Source organism: Kordiimonas marina (genome assembly GCF_023006325.1).
Classification (GTDB): domain Bacteria; phylum Pseudomonadota; class Alphaproteobacteria; order Sphingomonadales; family Kordiimonadaceae; genus Kordiimonas; species Kordiimonas marina.
This window is the reverse complement of sequence record NZ_JAINDF010000002.1, coordinates 636,338-657,926: the sequence shown is the minus strand read 5'-3', so window position 1 is coordinate 657,926 and position 21,589 is coordinate 636,338. Positions and strand designations below refer to the sequence as shown.

Genomic DNA, 21,589 nt, shown 5'->3' with positions numbered 1-21,589 from the left:
TTTATGCCTCCGTGCTTTCTGCTGAATTCGGGGCGGTGTCAGCCGGGTGGATGCCCGTAAGCACCCGCTTGCCCCCCTTGCCGATGAGGATGGTCAGCGCCTCGCGCCGGTTTTCGCCCTGCCGCTTGTGGGAGATATGCACCCACTTGGCGAAGCTGCCGTCCGCGCGTTCGCGGGCCTCATAAATCAGTTGATCAAACGGCAGGTCCGGGTGGGCGGCCAGCGTGCGGGCTGCGTACTCGGTTTTCAGCCCGGCGACGATGATATCCGCCGCCTCGCCATAAAGGTGCTGGCTGGTGGGCGCACCGCCGATCAGGCGGTTCAGCGTCACGCAGCGGAAGCCGGAGGTGATGATCACCGGACGGCCGAACAGCGCGCGGATGGGCTCGAGGACCGCATCGCACAGCGCCTTCAGGTTGGCGATCTCGCTCACGTCACGCGGCAGGTTATAAAGCTGGTGTTTCTTCGCGGTTTCGCTGCGGGTAAATTCACGGAGCGCGAAGTTGGGCGACAGCGACAGGCTCGGGGTGATTTTCATTGCAGCCACTCCAATTTGTCGGTGACCAGGAAGATGAGCAGCCCGCCAAGCTGCGCCACCGCCACCAGCATCAGCTTGATGACAAGCCCCCAGCGGCGGCCGCATTCCTCCTCATGCCGCTCGATCCGGTCGAGCGCCAGCGTGGCCTTCAGAAGCGCTGCGTTGGCCGTGTGGCTGCCGTCGCCTTCGGGGAGCGGCAGCACCTTGCCGCCGGTGAAATACTCGCGTTTATAGTCCGTGCCAGGCGTCATGCCCTGCCTCCGTCGTTACAAAAAAAGGCGCCCGGTTCGGGGCGCCTTGGGAAGGGTTGGGTTTTGGTGATTGGGTCAGGGGGCGGTAATGGCCCCAAGTGCACTCATGGCGTCGATCCGCTGCCACCACCGGGCGGCGGCCTCGGCTAAATCCCGGCAGGCAGGGACAAGCTGGCACTGGATGTCACACCAGGCGGGTGTCACGTCCTTGGCCACAGGCCCCATGTCGGCCCATTCCAGATCAGCAGGATCGCCGCTGAAGGGCTGCATCAGGTCTCCTACCCGGTGGCATTCGTAAAGTCTGCCGCGGGAAACGGTGAGCACACCCTTTTCCTTGTTGGCGTCTTTGGGCGTCATTTTTGTGAGAGTACGGACCGCCACTTCGGCAAGGCCGAGCGTTATCGTTTTGTAGGGCGCTGCAACGGCAGGCGCACCTTCGGTAAGCGGGTGTGCGAGCGCATTGAAGTCTCCGTCCGTGAGGCTTGCGGTCAACAAAAACGCCGGACGGGCTGGATCAAAGCGCTCTACCGGCCGGACGTATATTTTTACGCTTGGGGTGCCGTCTTCCCCGGTGAACAAAAGGCGCATCTTTTCAAAGCACCCGTCTTGTTGGTCGATGACAATGTCATTGATTTCCATGGTGGTCCTCACGGTTTAGCGGTGTTGTGGCTACAAAGGAGATAATCCGGGTCTTCCCCGGCAAAATAACAATGGCCGCCAACTGAAAGGTGGCAGACGGTATGTAAACCCACGTCTTCAACCGCCAACACGGGCTCCCAACCGAAGCACCCATGCTTGAGAACAGCTATGTCACGACCAAGCATCTCGAAAGCGGCGCAGCTTTGTCCGTCCCGAAGGGTGATGGGCGTATCGGCCGCAAGTGTGAGCGCGCCGCCCCCATCCGTGACAAGCCGCACGCAGGGTACCGAGGGCTTCAGCTCATTGTGCTGAACTTCACCACATAAGTGCCCCGACCGATCATCCTCATACATGATCCAGAGCGCGTCACCCGGTCTGGCCTGCGCGGCGCGGGCGCCTTCATACAGCCACATATCTTCAGCCACGCAGCCGATAGGGCCCCCGCCCCCCGTCGAACCACTGCCGCCGCTCGCCGGTGTGGTAATGGCACCCAGATACATGGTGCCCGCTCCGATCGCTTGGGTATAACTGGTAGTGGCTTGGTAGGCTACGGCTCCCCCAGCAAAGCCGGGGTCGGAAAAATAGATATGATACTTGGTGGAGTAACTTAGGCCCGTTAATGGGCTGCTACTGTTAGTCCCGCCATAGGAAACCGTGAAACCTCCGAAATAAGCAGTAAAGGATGCTACTTGGATTATGGGCCCTCCTCCGGGGTCTGTGGACGATATCATATTGAAGGGACTGAAAGTCACGGCCCCACCGGCCACTACATCCATTGGCACCTTGTCCGCCTTGGTGAGCCGGCCATTGGTGGTAAGTGCCGCGGTTACCCGGCCATCGGTCAGCTCGGTGGGACGGCCGGTGACGTTGCTGCCCCAGGCCGCGCCGTGTGTCGCGGTCAGGTCCCCGGAAAAGAGGCCGCCATTCTGGTAGCGCAGCAGGTTGGCGCTGTCGAACACGCTGGAGGACATGTTCGGAAGGGCGTCTTCGGTGATATCGGCTGAACCGAAATAGCCGACCACGAAACCGTCAATCTCATACTTGGCGCCCGCCGACCCACCTGGGTCGAACCGGAAACGGGTAATGATGTTGTTGACATAATCTGTCCCGCCGGCCGTCAGCTCCCGCATGTCGAAGACCAGCACCATCCATTTGTTCTGGATGTAGGTCATGCTGCTGAGCGTCAGTTGGTAGCTTCCAACAAAGCCATGGCCGCCCTGGGTCATGTAATAAAGGACTGGGGTGGCGCCGATATTACCATTGATCGCCCGGATACGGACCCGCACGGCATAGGAGGACGATCCATCAATCGTCAGCCCGCTCGGGGACTTGAGCCGTACGCTGCCGCTGCCGTCATCGGTGACCAGGATGCTGTCCGTCCCGGCGGCCATGGTGCCGTAAAGCAGGGTCCAGCCCTGATAGCTGCCGCCCGCGAATCCCCAGCGCTGGCCCTGAACACCGATCACCTGGCTGGCATCGGTACCGTCAGCGCCCGCTGCACCGGTGGCCCCTGTCGCCCCCGTAGCACCGGTGGCACCGGTAGCGCCCGTGGCGCCCGCCCGGCTTTTGGTGACGGTGAAGACCTTGTCGACCGTGGTGCCGCCGTAGGTGGCCCTCAGGGTCAGGGTACCGCTGTCCGCCGTCATGGCGCTGATGCTATAGGCGCCGGTTGATGCGGCGATGCTGCCGGTGAGCCCGGTTTGGCCGGCGACCGAATAGACCACGCCGTTCCCGGTGCTGATGTCGGTAGTGCCGAGGAACAGCTTGAAGGTACCGCTCGCCCCCGTGAAAGACGATACCGTCCCGGCGGCATCCGCCGCCAGCGTGTGGGCTTCGTTGGTCAGGAACCCGGTAAGCGCATCGGCGCCGTCGGTCAGCCGCACGACCGTGATAGTGTCGCTGAGCGCACCAATCGTGGCCGTGACAGTGGCATAGGCCGCAGCACCGAAATCCGCCACCGCGAGCGTGCGCGCGTCGCCCGTGCCCGACAGCGTGAGCGTGCCGAGCGACGTGCCCGCAGCGTTATAGCCGGTCGCCGTGAAGATGACCGTCCCGGCATAGTTGGGGTGGACGGCGGTGAAGCCGATGGCCTGCCCGGACGGGTTCGCAGCCCCGGCCCCGGTGAAATTGAAGGTCTGGGCATCGGCCTGCAGGCTCAAAAGCCCGGCGCCGGCCGCGGCCAGCAGCCGCCAGTATGTGGTGTCGGTCGGGGCCGCGCCCGCCGTCGCCGCTGAACCCACGAAAATATAGCTGCTGCCCTCATAGCTGACGATATCGCCGTAGCTATAGAAGGTCAGCGCATCATAATCCCCCCGATGCACGTTGCGCGTGGCCGGCAGGACATAGGGCACGATGGCCCGGCCTTCGGTCAGCGACAGGCCGGTGGCATGGACCGTATCGATCGACGACACGCCTGACGGGTTTTGAACCTGAAGGCTCAGCCGCACCTTGGTGGCCCCCGTGGGCCAGATGCTGGTCACGCCGAGACGGCTGCCGTCCGGGTAGACCCAAACGCCGTAGGCCGCGTTAACGCTGGTGCCGTTCGCATCGAGGAAATTGAGCTTCAGGCGGGTCTGGAACAGGTCCGCCGTGTTGGCGCTGACCGCAGCCGAAAAAGTGATCGGATCACCCGGCACCATCTGGATATCCTCCGCCGGAATGTCGGTGCCGATGGTGTTGGGGCTGGTCCCGGTCGAAATCGTCGGGGTGACGGTGATGCCCGCCTTGGTATCGGTAAACATCCACAGAAGGTTGCCACTGCCCGCCGCGTCATTGCGAACCAGCCCATCATCGGGGATAAGCGCGGGGGTGACGGTAACGCTGGCGCCGTCCTTCGCCGGCAGCTTGGTACCGTCGGCGGACACACCGACCACAACGAAGGTGACTTGCTCCCCCGCGATAAAATCATGCGGCAAACCAAAGGCCTGGTCCCGCGTCGCCCCGAAATAGCGATATTGGCTTTCCGTTACACCGCCATGGCTTTCGGTAGTTTCCTGATAGATTTCGTAGTGATCGGCAGGACGACCACTTGCACCCGGCCTCCAGCTCAAGGAAAGCCGTAGGCGTTGGACCCCGGTTTCGGTCACAAGGCTTTCGGTAACAACAAGACTTTCAACCAGCGCGGGGGCTGCCTGGGAAAGGCCGCTGACGACGGTCGCATACGCGTCGAAAGCATCCGGCGACGCGGACGACAGGTCATGGATATCATTGGCGAGATCCACCGCCGTAATCTGCGCGGTCATTTCGCTGGCCGGCCGGATATCGATAATCACCATATCACGCGCGACACGGTCGACCGGACCGAAGACCACAAGGTCCCCCGCGGCGATATCGTGCGGCGGTGCAAGCGGCGCCATGAAGCTGATGGTATTGAACGACCCCACTTCCGTGACGATGCTGGAGGTGAGGACAATATCCCCCGCCTGCGCCCGCCGGATGGAGACAGCGTAGGTTTCCCCCGCCAGCATGGTGACCTGATCATCGAGCCTGAGGCCAGTGGCGTTGCCGCCGGTGTCGGTAAAGACCTCCATCACCCGCGCGCCGGGGAAATCATCCGCTGCTTCCGGCGTCGCTCCCGGCCCGCTCGGGCGCGGCACATCATGCTTGAGGAGAATATAATCCCCCACATTGTTATGGAGCGCATCAATGCTGGCCGTGAAGGTCACGGTTTCCGACCGCGCCGCCGCGGCCCGGCGGTAATATTCGGCATATTCCCAGGCCCGCAGGCGCTCGGTGATGCCCCGGGCGTCGATCTTGGTGATATTGGTCGCGGTTGAGGCAGTATAGGGAGAGGCGTAAGTGATAACCTCGCTGACCGCATAGTCATTGTTCCGGTCCTGAATACTGACCGAAACGCCGTGCGGCTGCGGCGACAGCTTGAGCGAACCCGAAACCGACTTGGTGTTCCGCGGTGTAAACACACCAAGCGGCGTCGTCTGCGTCCGGTCCATGGCCACGCCCAAACGCCCCGATGGCCCTGTTATGCGTGCCCGGCCCGCCTGGCCAATTTCCGAAAGAATGTCCCTCAGCCGCCTGCTCGCCGTCTCAACCCGGTCATAGCGGTATTTCACCCCCCCCAAGAAGGAGGAATAGCTGTCACACTCATCCCGCCAGGCGAGGATCGACGGCGTGTCGAGCGACGACAGCGGGATCTGCCATTTGGACGGCGTCCCCGGCCGCTTGACCTGAGCAGTGCCGGTCAGAAGCGGGTCGTCCCACGTGCCATAGCCGTGGGCTGCGTAAACGAAGGCATAAGCCGGGTTGCTGGAAAGATGGATACTCAGGTCGCCACTGGCCGCCTTGGTATCGTGCGGGTAAACCCAACTGGTGCCGTCATGGATCGGCATATAGCGCTGGACCCTAACCCGCAGGTTGGTCACCCCACCCGGCTTCTGGTCATTGAGCGGCAGTTCGAGGGCGAGAAGCGCGACCCCGCGGGCCTTGACCGGCGGCCGGTCCGTGATCGTGCGCAGTTCAAAAATATGCGCCTCGTCACGGATACTGTCCTTGTTGCTGCCCGAGGGCTCGACTGTGGTGCGGGTGATTTCAATGTCATATTTGCCGCGGCTCGGGAAATCGAGCGCGATCGGGAAGCTGCGTGGCTCCGCAGTCTTGTCCGTGACACTATAGACGCCGCTGTTTTGCTGGAGAATATAGGGGACTGAGCTATCCCCCGCGATCCGCATCACTTCCCGGTTGCTATCCAACACATTGCGGGCGGGAAGCGAACTCCAATTGTTTGTACCAGCCACACAGTAGCGCACAAAAAACGAAACCGTCCGGTTGGTGCGCTGGCCCTTGTCGTCATAATGAACAAGACCTGACGGGAACAGAAGCTCCAGCTCGGCCCGGTCGGCATTGTCCTGTGTGGTGATGATATAGGGCTGGTTCGCCAGCAATGTCGGTTGGTATTTCTGATCAGGGGTGACCTTGTCGGGATAAAGGCTGAGCGGCGCATCATCCGGCCAGCCTTCGGTATAGCCGAAGCGCACGCCCGAAAACTGGCTGAGCGGCGTGTCACCAATGGTGATGCTGCTTTCATCCACCTTCAGGGGGCCGTAGCCCAGGCAGAAAAGCGCGGTTTCCACGCGCCGCTTGCCGTTGCCCCGGACGATCGGCCAGGCGGCCAGGGGCGGCGCGAAAGTAACATCCCCCATGGGCACTGGCACTTTCCGGCCCGCGCCGAACGTGTTGTTGACTTCATTGAGATAATTGGTGCCCTTCTCCGTATCGGGTTTGGGCAGGGAAAGCGGCACCAGCGCGTTGATCGCCATTGAGCCTAACCCCGCGATCACCCCGGTCGCGACATGGGCGACAAGCGTGCTGGCATGGATGGTCATGGCCGTCAGCTCGCCGGACGCGGTGAAGCCGCCGCTGGTGGTGGCGAATGCCTGGGAAATAGCTGGCCCGAGATAATAAGCCGCCACGATCACGGCCACCATCAGCACGGAGCGCAAAACCTTGTTGTTGCCGCCTTGCGGGATCAGCTCCACCACCAGATGCTCGCCCGCCTTGAGCCGGGTGGTCATCCAGCGTTCCGGGGCCAGGGGCTGCGTGATCACCGCGCCGTCCTCCGAAAGCGACTGGATGCTGACCTCCAGACTGCGGTGCAGCTCGGCCGGGACATGGCCGTCGATCGCTTGCCAGACCGTGGTCCCTTCCACGAACTGGCGTGCCCGCACCCGGCCGAACCCTTTGGTACCGGACAGAACAGTTACAGGCCTGTCGCTTGCCGGCCGGGCAACATCGGCGGAGGCGGAAAAATCGTCACGCATAGGAGAAATCCTTGTATCTGAAAAAGCCCTGAAGGCGCGGCTGCCATATCGGGCTGTCATAACGTTCGGGCGTGCTGTCGGTGCCAGTGCGGGTGTGCAGCATCAAGCCGGGCCGGAGATAGATCCCGACATGGGTGAAAAGCGCCGGGGTGCCGAAGGCGAGGATGTCCCCGAAGGCGGGGTCAGGCACCGGCCGCCACAAGGGACCGTGGGCCTCCCCACGCATCAGCGGCCCGGTCTCCCGCGGGTTTCCGACATCGCGCACAAGACCCCGAAGGCGCGGTAGATGGACGCCCATCACGTCAGCGTAAAACAGGCGAACAAGGCCGTAGCAGTCGGCCCCGGTGTAATCCCGCCCGTGCGGCACAAACGGGATGCCCAGCCAGTCCGTCATCTCGAAAGCGGCGGGCCATGCGGCCGCGTCAGCCCGCGAACAGACCGGGGAACCGGGCACGATCCATCGTCACTTCAGGCCAGTCCTGATCGAGGTCCACCACCGGGGACAGCGTGCCCTCAACAGTGCTGTCGTCCCAGGTCACGTTCGTCAACACCATGGACCAAGGACCGTGCTGGGTGTCATCCGGGCTGGCGGCGAGCGCGACCTCGAGCGAGACATCCACCGTATCGTTGCTGTCCTTGAGCGGCCGGACGGCATCGGTGATCTTGCGGTCAACGTTCGGCAGGCGAAGCGAAGCATAGCTTGACCGCCTGTCATGCTGGCCAGGCAGCACAATATTGAACAGAACGCCGGTATAAAGCTGGCCGCCGCGCGTGACGTCCGTGCTGTTGCAAACAAGATAGAGCGGCCCATCGGTCAGGGATGGATGGCTGATGGTTAGGAAAACCAGCCAAACGTCGCCGGAGCTTTCAGCGAAAGCTGCCTGAAGTCCTGCGTTATTCATGGTCATACCGGCAGCTCCTCAAGCTTCAGGGAAACTTTCCAAAGGCCGCGCGTCTGTTCCGCCACGTCGGGTTCGCCAACAATACGGAAGGTGCGCGCGGTCCCGAACGGGTCCTTGAGGCCGGTGAAGGGCAGCGTGCCGTCCTGAAGCGTATTTTCGAAGAAGGTAAGGAACAGGGCGGCCGACGGTTCATCCATCTTGACCGCCACATCATAGTGCTTGAGCGCCAGCGTGGCGCGGCGGCGTTCGAGCGCAGGGCCCACCGCGGGCTGGAAGCTGACCTTGTTGGGCTGGGGCTTAACCCTGCCGCCAAAGTCAAGCGCACTGGGCACGCCTGTGGGCCAGATTGCTGTGGTCATAGCGGTATCCTTGAAGCTTGGGGGACGGACTGAGGAAAAGGGATTTGGCGTCAGGTCCCCTGCGGGGTCAGGCCGAAGCGGAGCGAGGCGGCATCCGCCACCTGGCCGCCACGGGCCAGGTCCTGCGCCACACGGCCGATGACGATATCAACAATATCGCCGCCATCTGGTCCACGCCGGCGGCTGGCCTTGGCTTCCCCACCTGAATGGTTGTTGATGATGACTTTGGTTTCAGGCACGGCCGTGGGCGCCGCCATCCCCATGGCCGAGCCTTTCGCGCCACGCGCCATCATCTTGCCGGTTTGTGCGGCGGTAAGGACGGTGGACATGCTGTTCGGGACAATCAGCTCCGGCCCCTCTTCCCCCACCAGCGTTACCTGCCCCGGCCGGATCGTGCCGCCGGTTGCGGCCGTGGTCACTGAGGCAAGCATACTGGAGAGTGTCGGCTGCCCCACGGCACTGCTGGTGGCTGCCGCCGCCGGGGCAGAAGGAAAGATCGCGCCGAGTATCCCCGTAAACAGGCTGCTGGCGCCCTGCGAGATCATATTCCCAAGCACGTTCTGCAGAGTGCTCGCGATCGACTGGCCCACCGCCTTGAAGATATTCTTGATGGTGCCGCCCAGGTCGTTGAAGTCGATCTTCACCTTCTTGACTGCGTCACCAACACCGTCCTTGATCGACTTGAACAGCGTGTCGAACGGGGACTTATGTTCCGAACTGCCGTCCTTGCCCTTGTTCTTGGCGTCTTTCGCGGTCGTCTTGGTGTCGGCTTCGCTACTGTCACTGCCCGTAAGGCCAAGAAGTTCGGGGATTTTGGCGGTCACGCCTTTGAGCTGGGCCTTGGCCCAGTCGGCGATGCCGCTGAAGAGTTTCGACATTTTGGCCAGGACATCAGAGAGGCCGCTGGCCGAAAAAAGGGAATGGGTGCTCATAAGGCGTATCTTTCCATTAGGTCGTTAAGCTCCGCCCGGGTCATGGCGGCGGGGGTGTCGTCGGGCAGAAGGCCCCGGCTGTCGAGGACGGCATTCAGCGCCAGCAGAAGCTCCGGCAGGGTTGCGCGGAAGGTGGTGGTGGGTGACCAGCCGAGAAGGCCGGCCGCTTCCATAACCCAGGCCCAATCATCCGCCTCTTCGCTGTCCGGGCCGTCCCCGGTCAGGCCGCCGTCTTTTTGGCTGCCGCCGCTTTGACCGCCGGGGCTTTGGGCTTTCCCGCGGTTGCACCCCCGGTCAGCGCCTTGGTGCCGGCGGGTGGGTTGAGCGTGGCTTCAAGGCAGGCGGCGATGGCTTCAGCCGCCTGCGTGAGGCCCGCCTTCACCAGCACTTCCGCTGCTTTCTTGACCGCCGCCTGGTCGGTGAAATCACCGCCGGTCATGGCGAGATACAGCATCGCCATGTCCCCGAGCCGCCCTTCGGGCAGCCGTTCGGCGAGGAACGGCACCAGCCCGACCCCGAGATGGTCCTCAAGGTCGATCATGGTGCCGATATCGAGACGCAGGCGCACGGTGCGCGCGCCCACCTTCAAACTGCTTTCGCCGCTGATTTTACGCGCCATCCGCCGTCCCCTTAAACCGCTGCGACAAAGGTGATGTCACCAGCAGACGTCAGCGAGATATGGTAAGTGACCTCACCATTATGCTGGCCGGTCATCTGGAGCGACTGGATCGCGAAAGCACCGGTATATTCACCCAGGCCCGGGGCGATCAGCTTACACAAGGGGTTGGTGCCTGCCATGGCATGGCCGTGGGCCAGCGCGAACTGGGTATCGCCAAGGAACACGCCGTCACCAGTGACTGTAATGTGCCTGAGCCCCGCGTCTTCCATATATTGCTGGAAGGCGCCGGTATCCTTGTTGGAGATATCGACGGGGGTGTTGTTGATGGTGAAGCCGTTCGAGCGGAAGCCGGCGACGGTCAGGTAATTATTGGTGCCGTCGTCGATCTGCAAGATCAGGTCGCGGCCTTTTTGCGCGGTCATGGGTATATCTCCTGAAAGGATGAGGGGAAAGAAAGGCTGAGACCGCAGTCTCAACTGGTTGAAAATCGTTTATGTGGAACAGCCCCGCCATATGCTGGCGCGGGCTCCCGGGGGTTGATCGCGGTCTTGATTGGGGGCAGCGGATGGATCATGCTGTCCGCCATAAGGGTGCCGGGCACCCACAAAAACATTCAGGCACACCGTAATTCAGACCACAAAACATCAGGCAGGACCCATTTCATGAAAGCCCTTATTGCCGCCATTGGCCTTCTGGCCCTTTCCATGCCCACCATGGCCGCTGACGACAGCACCGCCGCCGAGATCGCCGCCATGCGGGAAGAGATCACCGCGCTGCGCAGCAACATGATGTCCCTCAATGTCAAACTGGCTGACATGCAGGCGATGATGCGGACGATGAACGCCACGCTCCAGCAGATGCACAAGGCCGAGGCCACCGCCCAGGCTGCCACCCAGCCCAAAGGCGGGGACGCGGACTGCACCAAGAAGCTTGAGGCGTACAAAACCAAGCGGGACAAGCTTTTGTCGCTTGGCTACACGCCCGAACACCCGGACGTGCGTAACCTGGGCATCGCCATCAAGCAGCTTGAAGTCACCTGCGTTGCCCAAAGTGGTCAGGCCAATAGCGGCCAATAAGCCTTACGCCTCATAGAGAAGCGCGCTGTAGCTCAAGCGGCCCATATAGAGGCTGCCGCTTGCGCTGTAGCTCCTGCTCACCCCTGCGCTGTTCAGGCTGAGGCTCACGAGCGTATAGCCGGTGACGGCCAGCTCCGCCGCCACCAGCACCTTATCGGCGCGGGCGATCAGTTCTTTCGCTTCCATCTGGCTTGGCTCATTGGACCAGAGCTGGATCTCGAACAGCACGGACGCGCCGCCCCTGTCCTTCAGCCCGTGGTCGGATAGGCTGGTGTCGCCCATGGCGAGATAGGGGCACTGAGCCTCCTCCACCGGTTCGTCATAAAAGCCGGTCAGCATTGCCGCTAAATCCGGGTCCGCCTTGAGGGCGGCATACACCGCCACCTGCAGCTTATCGGCGCATAGGGCCGTCATTGTGGTCATGGCTTACCTCCCGCCCTAGGGCATGATTTCGCTGGCTGAAAATTCAAGGAAGCGCCGGTCCGCGCCGGTGGCCCGGCTGCTGGTCACCCGGAAGGTGCGGCCCTGCCAGGCGATACGGCGCGCGCCCCCATAGCCCTCACCCGCATGGGTGCGGATGGTGGCAGTCACCCCCAATTCCTGCCGGGACGCGATTGTGCTGAGGCTGCCGCCCGTCAGCACCACCTGCGCCCAGGCGTCGGCGATGATCGGGGTCATCAGCGTCATGCGACCGCCTGCCCCCTGCAGCTTTTCCTCCCGCATCAGGGTGATGCGGTCGCGGAAATCACCAAGGACGGTCATAGCCGCCGCTCCCGATAGGGCAGCAAAATCTGTGCGGCACCGCTGGCGCCCAGGGCCTCGCCCTGGTCATCGCCGCGGTGGCTGTAAAGATGCGCGACCAGCATCAGAAGCGCCTGGCGGATCGCCGCTGGGACATCGTTCCAGCTTGGGCCGAAGCCCGCGGTCACAGTGATGCGGATACCGTCGGCCACCTGCCCCGGCGCGGGCCAGGCCGCGCCCTGCTTGCGGTAAAGCCCCGGTTGGTGGCCGGGTTTGAGATAATAATTGCTGGCGTCCCATATGCTCCCCGTCCCGTCGGCGGCGAGGATGGTCACGTCCGCAATCGCGCTCACCGGCCGGACCGGCAGGCGCACGAAATGACAGGCTGTGCTCAGTGCGGGGATCGCGCCGTCACGCACGCCGGACCACCAGGGGCTGCCGTCCGCCGTCTCACCGGGCCATGCATCCAGATAAACGGCCACTTGCCTGTCGGTCAGCGCCAGGCCGAGGTGGCGTTCGACCATGTCGCGCGCGGCGCTGATTAGCGCACCGAGGGCGGCATCTTCGACACTGCCGTCGAGCCGCAGGTGGTCTTTCACTTCCGCCAGCAAAAGCGGTTCGGCGGTCGGGTCTGTCAGGGTTTCCAGTCGCATCTTATTGCTCCATCACACGGATCGTCAGGCTGCGGTCGGCGGTACGGCCGGCGCTGGTGGTACCCCGGCAGGTCAGGCGGTAGCGGTCACCCGCCACACCGCCGGACACATAGGTGCCCTGCAACGCGCCGCCGTCGATGGCGGTGCCGATCTGCAGGCCGGTGGCCGGGGCGACCGACCAGGCGGCGCTCGTCACCGTTTCGCCGTCGGTCAGCCATGCCGACCAGTCGATGCTGTAATCGACGTCGGACGACGGGTCTTTTGCATATACGCTCATCATCAATTCCTTGGACTGGGCTGGGGGCTCGTTGGCGGCTGAAAAGCTTTATCCGCGCGCAAGGTGGAACCAACCACCGGCGGGCGGGCTGACGGTGAAGGCACCGCGCACAGCCTCAACCGCCCCCGTCGTCAGTTGCTGCACGCCAATTAGCGGGCTCGCAGGCGTCAGGGCCGACGGCAGCCCGAGAAGAAGCGTCATATAGCGCGTGGGCGGTAAGGTGACCGGGTTCCCCCAGTTGAGGGGATCGCTCGTAAAGGCGGCCGCCGCTCCCGAAAGCGGGGCCACCATGCCGCCCGTCAGCCGCAGCTGGCGATAGTCACTGCCGATAATCTCAGCCGCGCTGATATCCGCATAGGTCGTGTGGGCGGCCAGGTCCGGCACATAGGCCGGGCTTAGAAGCACGGCGGTGATGTCGGTATCCGCAAGCGGGTTCAGCGTGCCCGCCATCAGGGCCGCCAGTGTGGTGTCATAAAGAAGGAAAGGGCCTGCCGTCATGGCTGTCTCCTTATGGGTTGAGAGGGGACCCGCACGGGCGTTACTTGGCCGGGTACACGATATTCACGGCCGTGGGACCGGCCTGCACCGTACGCGTGGCCGCGGCAGCCGCACCGCGGCGGCTTGCGGCGAGGCCGGATGCCGTCTGCGCTGTGACCGGGCCGGACACCGCCTCGACAAGCACCAGGCTTTCCGCCGCCTGGCGGGTGGCCGGGATGATTCCAGCCGCCCCCAGGACAGCGCCCGCCAGACAATCTGACGCAAGCTGCATGGCTCTATCCTCAGCCTTCAGCCTGATCGGCGACCGGGGCTGCCTGGCTTACCTGGCAGGAAGTAGCGGTGCGGGCCATGGCCGAAAGTGCTGCGCACAATTCCATGAAAGCCGGGGCCTCGGCACCCTGGAGCGACACGCGCTCCATAAAACGCAGGGTCATTGCAGCTTGCTCGGCGGTGAAGGGGGCAGAGGATTGGTCGTGAGTCATTGGATCGTGTCCTTTCTGGGGGGATGAAAAAACCGGCCACCCAAAGGGCAGCCGGCGTCTGGAAAAATGATTGGGATATTACTTTCTTAGCAAGACACACGGGCGGGCGTGAAAGCGCCTATTTGGCCGCGGATCCGATTGGTATCGAAGCTTACAGCTTGATGCGCAGCGCGCCCGCGGCGGCGGAAATATCACACCTATCCATGTCGTAAATCTCCCGACCCTGTGGGTGTTAACTATTGATGGACCGGCCCTTCTCGCGCCATACACCGCCACGGTTTACAAAGGTGATCGTGTCGTCTGTGGTGGCAAAGGTGAAGGTGCCGGAGGCAAGGCGGATATTGTCGGAGTTATTAATCGTGACAATCCGCGTTCCGTTCGTGAGGACAAGCGTCAGCTCGTCACCGTCCACACCGCCATTGATCCGGGTCAGCGTGTCCGTTGCCGCCGCCGCTTCGGTGTCGACGTCGTGAAGTGACTTTGTGATCGTCACTACGCCGGCCGCTATCGTAAGGGTCGTGGGCGCTCCGAGACGCAGGATGCCGTCTACCGCCACGTTCCCTGTCGAGTGGACCGTTGCGAAGGTTCCGACATTGGCGGCAATATTGTTGTTAAAGTTGGTGTCCTTGTAGATGTTTATAACACCAGTCGTTCCTTGTACCGCATCGGCGTCATACCAGAACCAAGCGGACGAACCGTCCCGGAAGTACATATCCCCGGCTTGCGTGGCGTGCGTGCCCGCATAGCTTACGACATTTGCACCACTATTAACTGCGCTTCCCCCGGACACATACAAGACGCCTGTGTCGTCCGACCGGGTAATATCACCGCCGACCGTGAGGCCAGCACCCGCATTTACCGAGCCGAGCGTATAGAGATCGCCAGTATCAGCGGTCAGGGACATCAAGGCGATTTCTGTGCTGTTCTCCCACAGATAGCCTTGCGTTGCGTGGTTATAAACGCGGTTTCGAACATGGACCCCGACGCGGCCATCTAGCGCCGCCGCCGCAATCCCGTTTGCAAGGGACTTACCGGCCCCAGCGGAAGCCATATAGATCGCATAGCTACTGTCAAGCGACGACCACAACCATAAGCCATAGGCGCTTGTTCCATCGACGGCGTTTTGAACACTGAGCTTTGCGCCGCCATCCGCGACAAACTTCGAACTCAGCCCGAGCCCGAAAGCGTCAAAGCGCCCGACCTCGGCCCCACCGATGTTGAAGATGTGGTAGTTCGTCGCGTTCCAACCCACAATTCCACCGGCGTTAACCGCGACGCCGCCCGCAAGCGTGCCGTCGAGTTGTTTCAGGTCGAGGGCGTTGGTGACGGTGCTATTCGCTGTTGCTTGTACGGTTGCCCCGCCACTGGCGGTGAACAAGCCACCCACAGACATATTATAGCTTTGGAAGTCCCACAGGTTCACAGACGGGTTAAACTGCCCGACAATCGTCGTGCCGATCCTGAAATTGAGATAGTTCGGCGTTGTGGCTTGGCTCCCGCCGAACAACTGGATATTCGCGCCAGTTGTACTAGAAGAACCGCCCGAAATATTCAAATTGCCCGTATCACTGGCGGTCCTGACCCCCTTAAGGTCTCCGATCGTCAGGTCGCCGCCAACCGTCAACAGGCCTCCGGGGCCGATAGTAACCCGCTCCACGCCGTTTGTGGTGAACGACAGGGTTTGTCCGGTAGAGCTGCCGGTAATTGCCAGCGACGAGCCCCAATACAAGCCTTTGGCTTCGTTCATGTATAGATGGTCGGCGAGGTATCCAGCCGCCCCCGAAAGGTTCGCAGCCGTGGTGATATTACCGCTTGCAGATAGAGCCCCACCAACTGACACATCACCCGCCGGCGAGACCGCGAAGAGGTCCGCCACACCCGCATTGACACTGCGGACCTGGATGAGGTCGCCCGTCTGGCCGGAAGTTCCTTCGATCAGAAGCCCGATGTTGGAAACTGTCGAGCGGTTGGCAATGTTGACCAGGGCGCCTCGGTCGACCAGACCGAATGCCGACCGGCCCCGCATGGTACAAGCAAGCGTTTGGTGATTGCCGGTGTCAACATCCAGCATGACAGCCGGAGCGGTGGAGTTGATGCCGAGCCCGAGATTGGCAGTCGTGCCGATATTGCCTGAGAAGTTAGCATTATCGTCCGTGCCAATACTCAAGACAGTGACCCCACGCTTCTTAATAGCGAAGGAACTCCCCCCCGTGTTCAGGCGGTCAATATCGAGCGTGAGGTTGCCATTTTGGGCATCGATTACCGTTTCTGCACCAGTCCCCTGGTCGGTGTCTTGAAAGGTGATTTTGGGCGCGACATTGGCGATTGTTACGTTGCCACCAAATGCACCCCCGCCTGCGACCTCAAGGCCGCCGCTATTGGTGATCCCGAGCGCTTCGGTGAACGAGGTGTAGGCATCGCCTCCATAACCGATGGACAGCCGGTTGAGGTCGTTCTTAACGTGGAAAATGCTGTAGGTTGCTGTGTCCGGGTAATAGGTCGTCGCGAACTGCCCGGTTGCGGTGTCGCCGATGTATGTCCGCTTTTTATGGCGCACATTCTTGAAGAAGTCCCACAAGGTAGCGCTATCATCATATTGAAGGACCTTAACAGCGCCAGCATATGCTTCGATGTCATTGGCCTGGGTTGCGTGGCTTTCACCATACAAAAACCAGCGGCCACCCACGTTATAGGTTGTGCCGCCGCCGATCCCGAGAATGCCCGCGCCACCGCCGCGAAAGATGGACCCAGAAATAATGGCATTGAGCGCTTTTACGCTGCCCCCTGCGGTGATGTCGTTAACAGCGGTAATGGCATTACCGCTAATGATACTGCCCGCAAAGGTGGCTTTGCCCGTGTTGCCGTCAAACCGCGCCTGTTCGGCACCAAGTGCCGCAACGCCGAGGATGCCGGACGCGATGCTATAAAGGCCGGTGGAAGCGTCGGTCCTAAACCTGTAGCCCGGATACGTCGCGAGCCCAGCGGCAACCCGTATCGCGCCAGTCACATCAAGGCCGTTAACGTCGAAGTGTGCAAGCTCCGACCCTCCCAAGGTGAAGGTCGCGATTTGGTTCGTGCTACTCCACGAAAGCCATGGGTTCGAATTGGACCGGAAGACCATATCGCCCGGGTTAGTTAAATTGCCCTCGGCGTAAAGCTGAATATTCGCCCCGAAGGTGGTTCCCGTCGACGAGCCCGAAAGGGTTAACAGGCCACTAGCGGACGCCCCCTTGATATTGGCAAGGCTCGCCAGTCCCGCGACAGAGATCGGCCCCGCGAAGGTCGCACCGGCTGTGCCCGGCTCCAGGGTCAGGGCGTCATTGTTAAGATAAAGCGTTTGCCACTGAGCGAGATCGGCATCATAAGCGCCAATCCGCGTGCCCGTGGCGGGATTGTCGATCAGCACACCCGCGCCGGTGAGGGTGCCGAGGGCCTGCCCCTTCACCCAAAGTCCACCACCGGTAACCTGAGCGCCGCCACTGATTTCAGCTGTTGCGGCAGACATGGCGCCGGTGGTTGCAAGGTTGCCAGCGACCCCAACATCAGCGTCAAAGGACGCATTACCGGTGGCGTTGTCAACCGTCAAGCCGAGCCCTTGCGTATTGAACAGTTCCAGCGGCATAGAGCTAAGCGCCTGGACCCGGAAGGAGGCAGAAAGCGCGCCGATCGAGCCCTTGCTCGTGCCGCTGTCCGTCTGGAAATAGGTGTAATAGTTGGGACCTGTGCCGCCGATCTTGGCGGCGCGCGAGCCTTGGACAACAAAGTCCGCATTTGCCACAAGGTTCGTGGTATTACCCACAGTCAAGCCGCTGATCGCCCGGACGGACTGATCGGACGCCATCACGCGCATGCCTTCGAGCCCTGCCGCCGAGAGGGCAAGGTCGCCACCGAGGTTGCTCATGCCCATATCGGTTGCGCCGACAAAGCAAAAACCGGGTGTTGCTGCCGTTCCGCCGCCGACGCGCACAGCGCCCGTCCCCTTCACTTGCAGACCGCCCCCGTCAAAGCGCACGACTTCCGTCCCGAGAAGCGACACGCCGAGCGTGCCGCCTGCGATCCGATAAAGGCCAGAATTGGTTTCCGTGATCGGGGCGATAAAAGGCGCGGCCGCCGTGCCATTCGGCGTCGTGATCTGCCCACCGACCGAAAGCGCGCCAGTCAGCGCACCCGCGTCGGCGGCAATATCGCCCGTGACAGTGAGCGATGTGGCCGATAGCGCGCCGATGACGTCGAGGTCATTGGATGCCTGCCACTGGCCGAGGCTTTCGATCCATTCGAACGACACATTGGGGGACGTCCCCCTGTTGATGAGCAGCCCGGCATCGGTGGTCGGCGCGCCGGTGAGGCCGGCATTGAGCTCCAGAATGCTGTCGCCGATCGCCACCTGGTAACTGGTGTTGGTCACCAGGTCACCGTTCACCGTCATCGTACCGGCCACCGTGAAATCGTTATTGACCGTCACCGGGCCCGAGGCCGTGAAAGCACCGCCCACGGTGAGCGTGCCAGCCACTGCCGCCGTCTGCGTGCCGACATCCAGGGCCGTCACATCCCCTGCCTTGATGAGCACGTCTTCCACCGTCACGCCCGCGCCCGGGGTCAGTTCGCGGATGATGTCCGCCTGCTTGTCCGGGTCGGTGATATATTCGGTGGTCAGCGTGCACAGGATACGGGCATTACCGCTGAGGGTGATCGGGCCTGCGCCCACACCCTTGGTGTGCACCCCGCCTTCCAGCGTCTCCAGAACGGACGTCCGCGCCAGCGTGTCGGCGGCCGTCAGCGTCCCGGTGCCGACCTCAAAGTTACCGCCGTCCTCGATGACATAGGCGACCTGATCGCCGAGGCCGAAGGCGTCGGAGAAGCGGACAAAGCCGGTCATGGCACCCATGAGGGTCAGGTCGCCGGTTCCGACCGTGGTTGAATATTCGCGCACCCGGTTTGCGAGCATGATCAGGCCTCTTCTGTCTGGTAGTGGGGCGAAAGGAAAAAGGGGCAGCCGCCATCGGCCACCCCTTTCCGTGAAGGTTGGTTAGAGGGCCGCTTTAGGCGATAGAGAATTGCAGCAGCTTGAGCGCCGCATCATTGACGAGCTCGCCGCCCACACGCCGTGTGGCATAGAAATGCACATTCGGCTTGTCGGTGTAGGGGTCACGCAGGACGCGGGTGCCGGTGCGTTCCACCAGCGTATAGGCGCGCTCGAAGTTACCGAAGGCAACCGAGAGCGAGCCCGAAGCCACATCCGGCATGTCCTCAACCTCAGCGACCGGATAACCCAGCAGCATATCCGGCTGGCCCGCGGCCAGGCCCGGCATCCAGATGAAGTTGCCGTTGGTGTCCTTGAACTTGCGCACCAGCGCCAGCGTCTTCGAATTCATCACGAAGGTCGCACCCTGGCGGTAGCGCGGGTTCAGCGTATGGACCAGGTCAACCAGCACATCGGCGGGCGAGGTGGCATCAAACGCACCGTCCGTGCCGGTGGGCACATACTGGATATCCCCGAACGTGCGGGCGCCATCGGCCAGTGCGCTGGGGGTGTGGGTCAGGAAGCCCGTCGGCTTGTTGACACCGTCGCCATTCACGATAGCCGAGCCTTCCTGCACGGCGAATTCTTCAGCGACTTCTTCGTTGAGCCAGGCTTCGGCGTCGAACTGCATGTCATCAAGCGCGCGCTGGGTTGCGGCCGCGTTGGCATAAATCTCACCCGGGGTGATGGTGACATGCTTGAGCGTCGGCGTATTGGTATCAACGCGCGTACCGGTTTCACCGACCCAGCCGGAGCCAGTACCGCCGATATTGACGAGGCGCTTATAGTCGCTGGTCTCGATGGTCTTGACCTTGACGAGTTTGCGCATCGGCGACAGCACGCGGAGTTGCTTCTCGATTTCTGTATCGATCACGGTGGGCACGGCGTAGCTACCGTCACTGCCCGGCACGGTGGTGAGCCCCTTGGCTTCCAGCGCCTTCAGGCGGTCAGTGTTGCCTTTCTGGATAAAGCCCTGCAGGAAAGCCGACTTATGTTCGGCGTCCGAGCTGGAAAACTGGTCAGATGCCGCCCCCGGGCGGGCCATCTTGGTTTCGATGGCATCCAGGCGGTCCTTGAAGCCGAGGATGCACTGTTCAGCCGTCGACGAATAATCGTCGATGGCGGACTTGAGGTCCGTCATATCCATGACATGTCCTTTCAGATTCTGGTCACATTGTATGAGATTAGGCGCCCGCGCGGGCTGGGCCCGGCAGCGCATGAGGATCAGGCTTGTCCGCCTGCCTCACGCAGACCATGGGAACAGGCCATAGAAAAACCCGCCCCACCGGCATCTCACCGGTGGGGCGGGTTTGGGAACTTGCTACCCCGCAAAGGGGCTCACGCTAGGTGGGCACGTCAGCGCGCCAGAGCCCTGGCCGCTACCGCGTGCACTGGTCGGAATAATCTGTCTCGACGATCTTGATGGTACTGAGGGGAACAAGTCCACCACTATCGGAAACCGGGTTCGGGTAAAGCTTGCGCCCATCGGACGTAAGCGTGAACTTCTTCATATCCAGATTGAACCGCTCAGCAACCCGCTGTTTGAAGGTGCACAAAAAGCGCCATTCCTCCGACGTCGGAGCATAACGGCTCTGATTGCCTTTATAGTCGATATAGAGCCAGCGTTGGTCCGTCTTCAGATAATTCCAGAACGGCGCAGCCAAAGCAGGCGCCGTGGCACCCACCACCGAAAACGCCAGAACCGCCGCTGCAATCACTTTCCGCATAAAGTCACTCCCCCATAAATATCATCCGATAGTTGTGGATGATGAGGCGCGCGTGGGTGAATTGTCAAGCGTAGATGTTTCTGTTATGTTCTCATTTCCGCCCCAATTAGCTGCCTAAGCTTCCAAACCAGACACATTTGAATTTCAATCGGGCGATCGTCACACAGGCACCAAGACCCTGGGCAATACACTTACCTGTTGCACATGATGCCTGGTGCCCTACCATGGCGGCCATCACAGAAGACGGGGGAGACTGAACATGATCAAATATTTCGTCGGGCTTTTGACGGCCCTTGCCGCTTATGCCGCGGTTCAAACGCTTTCCCCTGCCCCCGCGCCTGCTCCGCCTGCGGCGCTGGCCCAAAAAGCCGCCCAGCAAGCGGCGAAGGAAGCCGCAGACCAGGCCACGCTCGAGACGCTCCGAAAAGCGGCAACCCCGCCCCAGTCGGGCGAGAACAAGGAAGCCCTCAAACAGGGGGCGCGCTACGGCCTGCCCTGGACCGGGGAGAACCGCGCCATCTCGCTGGACCCCAACCACCGGTTTGATGTCGACGACCCGGAGAATGCGCCGAACCCCGGGGACGATGTTCCGCTTATCACGCTCCGTGCCGCGCCGACGCTGGCGACCCTCAACCGCAAGGATATCCAGCGCATTTGCCTGTCCAAAATCCCGGCGGGGGATGTCATGCCGGTCATGTATGACGTCAACATCTGGTTCACACCGGAGGCGCGTGGCCGCATCGCTGACGCGCTCAAGGGTCATACGGGCGCGTTCGGCAGCTTCGCCATGCAAAGGCGCGGTATCAGCATTTTCACCGTCGACAAGGCCAAGGTGCAAGCCTTCCGAAGCCGCGGGGATGCGGAGCTATTGCCTGATATCAGCTATCTCGCCAATGAGACCACCAGCCTCGAAGCCCTTTCCATGGCTTTCAAACTGGCGGGTGGCAGCCATCTGGAGGCCTGCACGCCGCGTGACGGCAAGCCGGAGGATATCCCCGGCTATGCCCTGGCGCGGAAATACTGGGAGGCCTATGTGAAAGGCTACCCCGACATCGTCCGCCAGATGAAGGAAACGGAAAAACGGCCGAAAGGCGAGTAAGC

Annotated in this window: 23 protein-coding genes; 2 read left to right on the top strand and 21 right to left on the bottom strand. The window is 61.9% G+C overall.

Annotated features, from left to right (window positions below):
• Nucleotide 1: 1 nt before the first annotated feature.
• The 11 genes from K6118_RS06390 to K6118_RS06340 form a co-directional block, all read right to left on the bottom strand.
• On the bottom strand, nt 2-538 hold the full coding sequence (locus K6118_RS06390; protein WP_247119398.1) for a D-Ala-D-Ala carboxypeptidase family metallohydrolase: 537 nt from the start codon (nt 536-538) through the stop codon (nt 2-4).
• Entirely contained in the window at nt 535-789 is a 255-nt protein-coding gene (locus K6118_RS06385; RefSeq protein ID WP_247119397.1) for a hypothetical protein, read from the bottom strand. Before K6118_RS06385 ends, K6118_RS06390 begins: the two co-directional genes overlap by 4 nt.
• Nucleotides 790-864: 75 nt before the next feature.
• Nucleotides 865-1,428 (bottom strand): hypothetical protein, encoded by a 564-nt coding sequence (locus K6118_RS06380; RefSeq protein WP_247119396.1) that lies wholly within the window; start codon nt 1,426-1,428, stop codon nt 865-867.
• A gap of 8 nt (nt 1,429-1,436) precedes the next feature.
• Entirely contained in the window at nt 1,437-7,202 is a 5,766-nt protein-coding gene (gene gpJ, locus K6118_RS06375; RefSeq protein WP_247119395.1) for a TipJ family phage tail tip protein, read from the bottom strand.
• The gene (locus tag K6118_RS06370) at nt 7,195-7,656 is read right to left on the bottom strand and encodes a C40 family peptidase (protein WP_247119394.1); all 462 of its coding nucleotides are present in this window, start codon (nt 7,654-7,656) and stop codon (nt 7,195-7,197) included. Before K6118_RS06370 ends, gpJ begins: the two co-directional genes overlap by 8 nt.
• Nucleotides 7,625-8,110 (bottom strand): DUF1833 family protein, encoded by a 486-nt coding sequence (locus K6118_RS06365; protein WP_247119393.1) that lies wholly within the window; start codon nt 8,108-8,110, stop codon nt 7,625-7,627. The genes K6118_RS06370 and K6118_RS06365 overlap by 32 nt, the downstream gene beginning before the upstream one ends.
• The gene (locus K6118_RS06360) at nt 8,107-8,463 is read right to left on the bottom strand and encodes a hypothetical protein (protein WP_247119392.1); all 357 of its coding nucleotides are present in this window, start codon (nt 8,461-8,463) and stop codon (nt 8,107-8,109) included. Before K6118_RS06360 ends, K6118_RS06365 begins: the two co-directional genes overlap by 4 nt.
• Nucleotides 8,464-8,513: 50 nt before the next feature.
• A complete protein-coding gene (locus K6118_RS06355) occupies nt 8,514-9,395 on the bottom strand; it encodes a hypothetical protein (protein WP_247119391.1) in 882 nt (293 codons plus the stop codon).
• Entirely contained in the window at nt 9,392-9,619 is a 228-nt protein-coding gene (locus K6118_RS06350) for a phage tail assembly chaperone (RefSeq protein ID WP_281500662.1), read from the bottom strand. Before K6118_RS06350 ends, K6118_RS06355 begins: the two co-directional genes overlap by 4 nt.
• Complete coding sequence (locus K6118_RS06345; RefSeq protein ID WP_247119389.1) at nt 9,616-10,014, bottom strand: GTA-gp10 family protein; 399 nt, start codon at nt 10,012-10,014, stop codon at nt 9,616-9,618. The genes K6118_RS06350 and K6118_RS06345 overlap by 4 nt, the downstream gene beginning before the upstream one ends.
• Nucleotides 10,015-10,025: 11 nt before the next feature.
• Complete coding sequence (locus tag K6118_RS06340; RefSeq protein WP_247119388.1) at nt 10,026-10,436, bottom strand: phage major tail protein, TP901-1 family; 411 nt, start codon at nt 10,434-10,436, stop codon at nt 10,026-10,028.
• 240 nt (nt 10,437-10,676) lie between these two features.
• On the opposite strand from K6118_RS06340, the gene K6118_RS06335 reads away from it, so the two are divergent.
• Nucleotides 10,677-11,090 (top strand): hypothetical protein, encoded by a 414-nt coding sequence (locus K6118_RS06335; protein WP_247119387.1) that lies wholly within the window; start codon nt 10,677-10,679, stop codon nt 11,088-11,090.
• A gap of 3 nt (nt 11,091-11,093) precedes the next feature.
• On the opposite strand, the gene K6118_RS06330 is transcribed toward K6118_RS06335, so the two are convergent.
• The 10 genes from K6118_RS06330 to K6118_RS06285 all read right to left on the bottom strand — a co-directional run bounded on the left by K6118_RS06330 (nt 11,094) and on the right by K6118_RS06285 (nt 20,488).
• Nucleotides 11,094-11,513 carry a DUF3168 domain-containing protein gene (locus tag K6118_RS06330; protein ID WP_247119386.1) on the bottom strand — a complete coding sequence of 140 codons (420 nt, stop codon included), beginning with the start codon at nt 11,511-11,513 and terminating at the stop codon, nt 11,094-11,096.
• 15 nt (nt 11,514-11,528) lie between these two features.
• Nucleotides 11,529-11,852, bottom strand: coding sequence for a phage head completion protein (locus K6118_RS06325; RefSeq protein ID WP_247119385.1), 324 nt, complete (start codon nt 11,850-11,852; stop codon nt 11,529-11,531).
• Nucleotides 11,849-12,484 carry a head-tail connector protein gene (locus tag K6118_RS06320; RefSeq protein ID WP_247119384.1) on the bottom strand — a complete coding sequence of 212 codons (636 nt, stop codon included), beginning with the start codon at nt 12,482-12,484 and terminating at the stop codon, nt 11,849-11,851. The genes K6118_RS06325 and K6118_RS06320 overlap by 4 nt, the downstream gene beginning before the upstream one ends.
• Before the next feature lies 1 nt (nt 12,485).
• Nucleotides 12,486-12,761 carry a phage fiber-tail adaptor protein gene (locus K6118_RS06315; RefSeq protein WP_247119383.1) on the bottom strand — a complete coding sequence of 92 codons (276 nt, stop codon included), beginning with the start codon at nt 12,759-12,761 and terminating at the stop codon, nt 12,486-12,488.
• Between the two features lie 48 nt (nt 12,762-12,809).
• Complete coding sequence (locus K6118_RS06310; RefSeq protein ID WP_247119382.1) at nt 12,810-13,259, bottom strand: hypothetical protein; 450 nt, start codon at nt 13,257-13,259, stop codon at nt 12,810-12,812.
• Between the two features lie 40 nt (nt 13,260-13,299).
• The gene (locus tag K6118_RS06305; RefSeq protein WP_247119381.1) at nt 13,300-13,530 is read right to left on the bottom strand and encodes a hypothetical protein; all 231 of its coding nucleotides are present in this window, start codon (nt 13,528-13,530) and stop codon (nt 13,300-13,302) included.
• Nucleotides 13,531-13,540: 10 nt separating this feature from the next.
• Entirely contained in the window at nt 13,541-13,741 is a 201-nt protein-coding gene (locus tag K6118_RS06300; protein ID WP_247119380.1) for a hypothetical protein, read from the bottom strand.
• A gap of 232 nt (nt 13,742-13,973) precedes the next feature.
• Complete coding sequence (locus K6118_RS06295; protein WP_247119379.1) at nt 13,974-18,686, bottom strand: beta strand repeat-containing protein; 4,713 nt, start codon at nt 18,684-18,686, stop codon at nt 13,974-13,976.
• Between the two features lie 94 nt (nt 18,687-18,780).
• Nucleotides 18,781-19,908, bottom strand: a complete 1,128-nt coding sequence (locus tag K6118_RS06290; RefSeq protein WP_247119378.1) for a phage major capsid protein — start codon at nt 19,906-19,908, stop codon at nt 18,781-18,783.
• A 232-nt stretch (nt 19,909-20,140) separates the two neighbouring features.
• Nucleotides 20,141-20,488 (bottom strand): hypothetical protein, encoded by a 348-nt coding sequence (locus K6118_RS06285; protein WP_247119377.1) that lies wholly within the window; start codon nt 20,486-20,488, stop codon nt 20,141-20,143.
• A gap of 259 nt (nt 20,489-20,747) precedes the next feature.
• Here K6118_RS06285 and K6118_RS06280 point away from each other — a divergent pair, with 259 nt between their 5' ends.
• Nucleotides 20,748-21,587: a hypothetical protein gene (locus tag K6118_RS06280; RefSeq protein ID WP_247119376.1), complete on the top strand. Its 840-nt coding sequence runs from the start codon at nt 20,748-20,750 to the stop codon at nt 21,585-21,587.
• Nucleotides 21,588-21,589 lie beyond the last annotated feature (2 nt).